Origin of the sequence: Mariniflexile sp. (assembly GCF_041583155.1) — a bacterium.
Lineage (GTDB): Bacteria > Bacteroidota > Bacteroidia > Flavobacteriales > Flavobacteriaceae > Mariniflexile.
The window spans coordinates 1-6,002 of the sequence record NZ_JBFHGK010000089.1; the positions used below are offsets into that span (position 1 = coordinate 1).

A 6,002-nucleotide genomic window follows, 5' to 3' on the forward strand; every position below is an offset into this window, starting at 1 on the left:
CTCAAAAGCGTTTAGTTTTTAATGAATTTGATGGTTTGTGTTTCGCCATCTTCCCCAGCAATATTTAAAAAATAAAGGCCTTTTGATAAGGTTGAAACATCTATTGAAGTTGATGATGCATTTTGACTTTGTTTTAAAACTAACTGCCCTAATTGGTTAATTACTTGTAATTTATAATTACTTGCAAACGGTGTTTCGATAGTTAAAACTGAACTTACTGGATTTGGATAAACTTTAGTTTTTGAAGGGTCATTATAAGCTGCTACAGAAAGCGTATTGTCTAACCGCCATAACTCAGATCCGTAAGATATAGTGGCTGCTCTAAATAATAAAATATTATTTATTGCTGTTATATTTGCAATATTATCATTACTATTTGGATAAAGATCTAATATACTATTGGTTCCAGCTGTGGTACCATCACTACCCCAAAGTGTTTCTCCTATGGTTAAACCGTCTCTTGCTGAAAAATACAAATTATTCCCAACTGCTTTAAAAGAAGCATAGATATTATTAGAAACTAAAGAAGAACTTGCGCCTGGATTAATATCCTTAACCATAACTGTCCCAGATTCTGTGCCATCTGTTAACCATGGTTCAAGTCCATAATCTGGTGTATCAGCTTTAAAAAACAACATATCTCCTGCTATTTGAAAAGATGTTGGAGCACTCGGATAAGCTCCTGGATTAATATCCTTAACCATAAAAGTCCCTAACGTAGTTCCATCAGACACCCATAACTCAGCACCTGTTGAGCCTCCTAACATTTGACCCGCAAAATATAGTTTATCTTTAAATACAGTTATTGACGTACTATTATCATAAAGAATTAAGTTTTGAACTACAACGAAAGTACCTGCCTCAGTCCCATCACTTCTCCATAATGAATATGTTCCTGTATCTCCAATAGCCCCAAAATAAACAACATCATTTATTGCAGTAATATTTATTATTTGAGAATCAAGACTTCCTGTTTTAATATCTTTTACCATTTGTGTACCTACTTCCGTACCGTCTGAAACCCATAATTCTTGTCCATGAATTCCGTCTGAAGCTATAAAAAACATACGTCCAAAGTTAGTTAGAGTAAATAATGCCACACGAGGATATTGGGATGTAGGATGATTGGGTCTAATATTTTTTATGGGAATTGTTCCTTGTTCAGTACCGTCGGACTTCCAAATAACTTGTGTATTATTCTGGTCTAAATCTGCAGTAAAAAATAATTCACCATTAAAATTGGTTAAATTATTAAGATAAGGACTCCCGGAACCAACTGCAATGTCTTTTACCAAAACAGTTCCTGCTTCTGTCCCATTGGTTTTCCAAAGCTCATTACCTTCTAGATAAGTATATGCTATAAAAAAAGCCAATTCATTCACTTTTGTAAAATCGTGGGCACCTGAACCAAGTAAGCCAGTTCTAATGTCCTTTAAAAGAAACGTACCGCTTGATGTCCCATCTGTTATCCAAGGTTCTAATCCATTAATGTTGTCATTGGCATTAAATATTCCATAGCTGTCCATATCTAAAATTTCAGAAGAATTACTATTACCTGAACCAACATAAATATCTTTTAATAAAGAAGCTTGAGAAAAAGTTCTTTCTGAAACAAATAGAACCATTACAATAATTAAAATTTTGACGCGTAATTCTGTTTTCATAATTATAGTTTTTAATAGTTAGTTAATAATTATTAAGTTTTGTTGATTCTGAGTTTATTTTTGAAATAAGAGGTTGTCTAAGAAGTATCGTTTTTGTCAAACCGAACTCGTTTCGGTTTCTGATAACCAATGATTATCTATTTATTGAGATTCTGAAATAAATACAACTAAACAGAAACTCGAGATTTTCAGACAACCTAGCTCCAATGTTAGTTACAGGCAATAGCATTCACTTCTGCTCTGTATTCATTTAAACTATCAATGTATTCCTTTGCATTGCCTGTAGGAACACAATCAATCACGCTTTCTAATGCATCGATATACTTTAAACCTGCCGTTTTGTATTTTCCACAATTATCTACGGTGGGATCGTTAGCATACACCTCAGCTGCAGCTGAATATGCATTAGCTTGAGCCAACCATTGATCTGACCAATTGGTGCAATTTGTAATATCGTCTTTATCATCAGATTTACTACAACTTGTTAAACCCATTATGGGTATTAAAAAACAGATAAAGAAGAATGCTGTACGTGTGATTTTTTTTTGATTTTTCATGTTATTTATGGATTGGATTATTGTTTCTATTTTTAATTACTTTTCTATGCCTTTGGTATTAAACCAAAGCTCAGTATGAGTTGCCTCGTGATTTTGATTTTTATACAATCACATAAATTTGTAGTTCGATTTAATGATTGTTTTTTTAACTTCTTCTAGCCCGATGCATTCCATTACAGCATTATGTTTATCGTTTTTTAAATCGTTCATATACATATGCATCATTAACACATGGTCTTTATCTTTAAAATAGTTTTCGAGTCCAGAAGGCATATTTTTATTCTGGTTTTTATAAATATCATCAAAACTTACTGGCGCTTCATTAGTAAAATACATGTCTATCTCATAGCGTTCATTAGTTGCTTTCATTCCTTTACACAGAAAACCCATAATAGTTTTATCAGCAAGTGTTTCAAAACGAAATGACGTTGATTCGTCTTTAGATTCATCAATTGCCAAATCCATGTTCATTTTACTTACCATGCCAATATTGTTCTCATCAGATTGCATAAATGTTACCATAATGTTATTGCCATTATCCATAATCATGAACATATCACCCATTAAAGGGGTTTCAAATCCAAAGTATGTGATCTCTGGTTTCAGGTAATAATCAAAAACCATGTCGCCATCTTTGGAAGTCATTTTTAATACATATTTCCAAGTAAAATCATAAGTATCTGCAACCGAAGCAGGGTCTGCTTTTTCTTTTCCGCCTCCAAATGGATTAATATCAAAAACCTTATCCATTGATTTGGAAGCTTTTTCGGCTGCCTTATCAGAAGCTTTCTCTACGATTACATTCTCAACTTTTTGCTCGATTCTGTTTTTTAGTTTTTTTAATAATTGAGCTTGTGAATTTGTAACAATCAAAAAGACTAAAACCGTTAAAATGATATTTGTTTTCATACTATTTTGAATTATAAAATTTTAAAAACTAATTGCGATTTACTTCTTTCAATAACCTGAAGCTTTATTTTATTTATGAAAAATTTATGTCCTAGATTAAATGTGTCTCCCGGGAGAAATGTATCTCCGAGCAAAAACGTGTCACCAGGCAGAAATATGTTTTGTGGCAATTCTTCTTTATTGGTATATATAATTATGGATGCATTTTTACTTGGGATAACTAAATCGTTTTTAACACCAAACTCGCCTTTTAAAAGACCCAAATAAAATTTACTGTTAGGATACTTTTTTAATAAAACCTTCGATTTATCTTGATTAAAAAGCTCTAAACTTTTTATTGCATTTGTTTTGTTTTCAATTACAAATACCACTTTAGCCGCTTTTTCGTTTTTGTTTTGTGACCGAATTATTTGTGAGCCAAAACAAATAAAAACTGTGAAAAGAATAATTTTTGATTTCATTTTGAGCTTTGTTTTAAAGTGGCGCTTTTAAAAAATTCTACTTTACAAGAATTCTTATTAAAAGCTTAAAACAAAGGTAGCGTTGACAATCTATGAGGTATGCGAGATATGTAACAAAGCATACAACAAGTGTAACATTTAAGAATAAAAATAGAAGAATTCGTTATTTATTGAAATAGTCTAATGGTGTTTTACCATATACTTCTTTAAAACATTTTGTAAAATAAGATGGCGTGTTAAAGCCTGTAGCATATGCCGCTTCTGCAATAGTTACACCTTCTTTTTCTAACAACAAAGTAGCTTGTTTTAATCTTTCTAGGCGAATAAAAGACGTGGTGCTTTGCCCTGTTAAGGCAATTAATTTTCTATGTAACTGCATCCTGTTCATTGAAAGCATTTTGGTGAATTTTTGAGCGTTGAAATCAGAATCATTTAAATGTTTATCTAAGATTTCTTGCACCTTTTGAAGAAATACCTGATCTGTAGTGGTAAAAGCAATATCTTTAATTTTCAAAATTTTACTAGACGCGTATTTATTTTGCAGATTAATTCTATAATCGATGATGTTTTTAATTTTAATTTTAAAATTTATTGGGTTAAATGGCTTTGTTATATAAGCATCGGCGCCACTTAACAATCCTATCATTTCATTTTCGTTACCCACTTTCGCCGTTAATAATACAATTGGAATATGCGATGTTTTTTCATCATTTTTTAAATAATTACATAATTCTATCCCAGTTTTTACAGGCATTGAAACATCAGAAATAATGAGATCTGGTATATTATTAATTGCTTTTTGAATACCCTCCAATCCGTTTTCAGCTTCTAAAATTCGATGTTTATTTAACAACAAAGATTTAATGTATTTACGTATATTTTGATTATCGTCTACAATTAAAACTAAAGGTTTTTCCGTTGTAGTTGAACCCGATTTACTTATATCTAAATTATCTGTTTCAATATTAGATTGCTGTTTCTCATCCTCAATAAAAATTATGGGTAAATTAACCAAGAATTTAATTTTAGTATTGTTATTGGTATAACTAGCAGTTATGGTTCCTTCTAACAAAAGCACTAATTCTTTAACTAAAGAAAGCCCAATTCCGGTACCTTGAATATTGTTTTCTGCCCTGTAGAATCTTTCAAATAATTTATTAATGTCTTCACTTGGCTTTTTGTTTATATCATTTTCAATTTCAATAACAAGCTCATTGTTTGTACATTCAAAATAAGAATTAAAACTTATCTCACTTCCTGGATTCGCATACTTTATGGCATTAGACAATAAATTATTAATTACTTTTTCTAGAATATCTGTATCGCAACTTATCTTTTTATTTTCGGGAATAGTCACTTTAAAACTCAAATTATCCTTTCTTGCCAAATATGTATATGTTTCAATAATCATTTGCAAAAAATAAGCAATATCAATATCCTCGTTTACTACCTTTAATGCTCCCGAATCTACTTTTGTTAATTCTAACATTTGATCGACTAAATCAATTAATCGCGAGGTGTTTCTATGAATACTGCTAAGGTCTTTGTTAGCATCAAACTTAGATTTATTATTTTCAATCTGGTTTATGACAGATCCGTTTATTAAGGTTAATGGCGTCCTGAATTCATGAGAAATATTAGTATATAATTTATTTTTATACGCGTTAATTTCTTTTAAACGACTAGCCTCTTCATTTTTTATTTTAAGTTCTAATTGCATTTTCCAACGCCATTTAAAATAAAAATAGGTAAGGTATGCCGCTATTAATAATAAAAAGGCATATCCTAAAATTGCCAAACTACTAAGGTACCAAGGCTGTAGAATTTTAAAATTAAATGCTTTTGGAGTTTCATTCCAGACACCGTCGTAATTGCTCGATTTTACATAAAAGGTGTATTCTCCTGCTGGCAAATTAGTATATCGAACGTAGTTTTTATTTCCATTTTCTACCCAATTGTTATCTATACCGGTTAATTTATATTTGAATAGATTTTTTTGGGGAGAAGAAAATTGTAAGCTTGAAAAAGTAAAAGAAATCGTGTTTTCATTGCTTTTTAAAATAGTGTTATCATGTAAAGGAAATGGTTTGTTAAAAACTTCAAATTTGGAAATAGCTGTTTTTGGAACAATGGCATTTTCTACAATATTATTGGGATTAAATTGATAATACCCATCTAAGGATCCAAAATAAATGTCATTATTTTCGTTTTTAAAATAGGCCCCTGTATTAAACTCGGTGGATAAACCATCATAATTTGTGTAATTGATTATGGTTGGTTTTTGTTCGAAATTTCGTGAAGGTGTAAAGCGCGATATCCCTTTGTTAGAGCTCAACCAAAGGTTGTTTTTTTCATCTGGAATAATACCATAAATCACATCGTTTGCTAGTCCATCTAATGTAGAGAAATGA

Annotated in this window: 5 protein-coding genes; all 5 read right to left on the minus strand. The window is 30.8% G+C overall.

The window, feature by feature from the left end:
* Positions 1–11 precede the first annotated feature (11 nt).
* Positions 12–1,664 (minus strand): ELWxxDGT repeat protein, encoded by a 1,653-nt coding sequence (locus ABYI63_RS17060; RefSeq protein ID WP_372758069.1) that lies wholly within the window; start codon positions 1,662–1,664, stop codon positions 12–14.
* Between the two features lie 209 nt (positions 1,665–1,873).
* Entirely contained in the window at positions 1,874–2,221 is a 348-nt protein-coding gene (locus tag ABYI63_RS17065; protein ID WP_372758070.1) for a hypothetical protein, read from the minus strand.
* A gap of 108 nt (positions 2,222–2,329) precedes the next feature.
* Positions 2,330–3,130 carry a DUF4412 domain-containing protein gene (locus ABYI63_RS17070; RefSeq protein WP_372758071.1) on the minus strand — a complete coding sequence of 267 codons (801 nt, stop codon included), beginning with the start codon at positions 3,128–3,130 and terminating at the stop codon, positions 2,330–2,332.
* An 11-nt stretch (positions 3,131–3,141) separates the two neighbouring features.
* Entirely contained in the window at positions 3,142–3,591 is a 450-nt protein-coding gene (locus tag ABYI63_RS17075; protein WP_372758072.1) for a hypothetical protein, read from the minus strand.
* Between the two features lie 163 nt (positions 3,592–3,754).
* Positions 3,755–6,002: response regulator (locus ABYI63_RS17080; RefSeq protein ID WP_372758073.1), on the minus strand; the 2,248-nt coding region annotated here is incomplete at its 5' end.

What these genes read in the sequence shown, in the direction of transcription:
- ABYI63_RS17075 (WP_372758072.1), bottom strand. Translation starts at nt 3,591, where the DNA reads ATGAAATCAAAAATTATTCTTTTCACAGTTTTTATTTGTTTTGGCTCA.
- ABYI63_RS17070 (WP_372758071.1), bottom strand. Translation starts at nt 3,130, where the DNA reads ATGAAAACAAATATCATTTTAACGGTTTTAGTCTTTTTGATTGTTACA.
- ABYI63_RS17060 (WP_372758069.1), bottom strand. Translation starts at nt 1,664, where the DNA reads ATGAAAACAGAATTACGCGTCAAAATTTTAATTATTGTAATGGTTCTA.
- ABYI63_RS17065 (WP_372758070.1), bottom strand. Translation starts at nt 2,221, where the DNA reads ATGAAAAATCAAAAAAAAATCACACGTACAGCATTCTTCTTTATCTGT.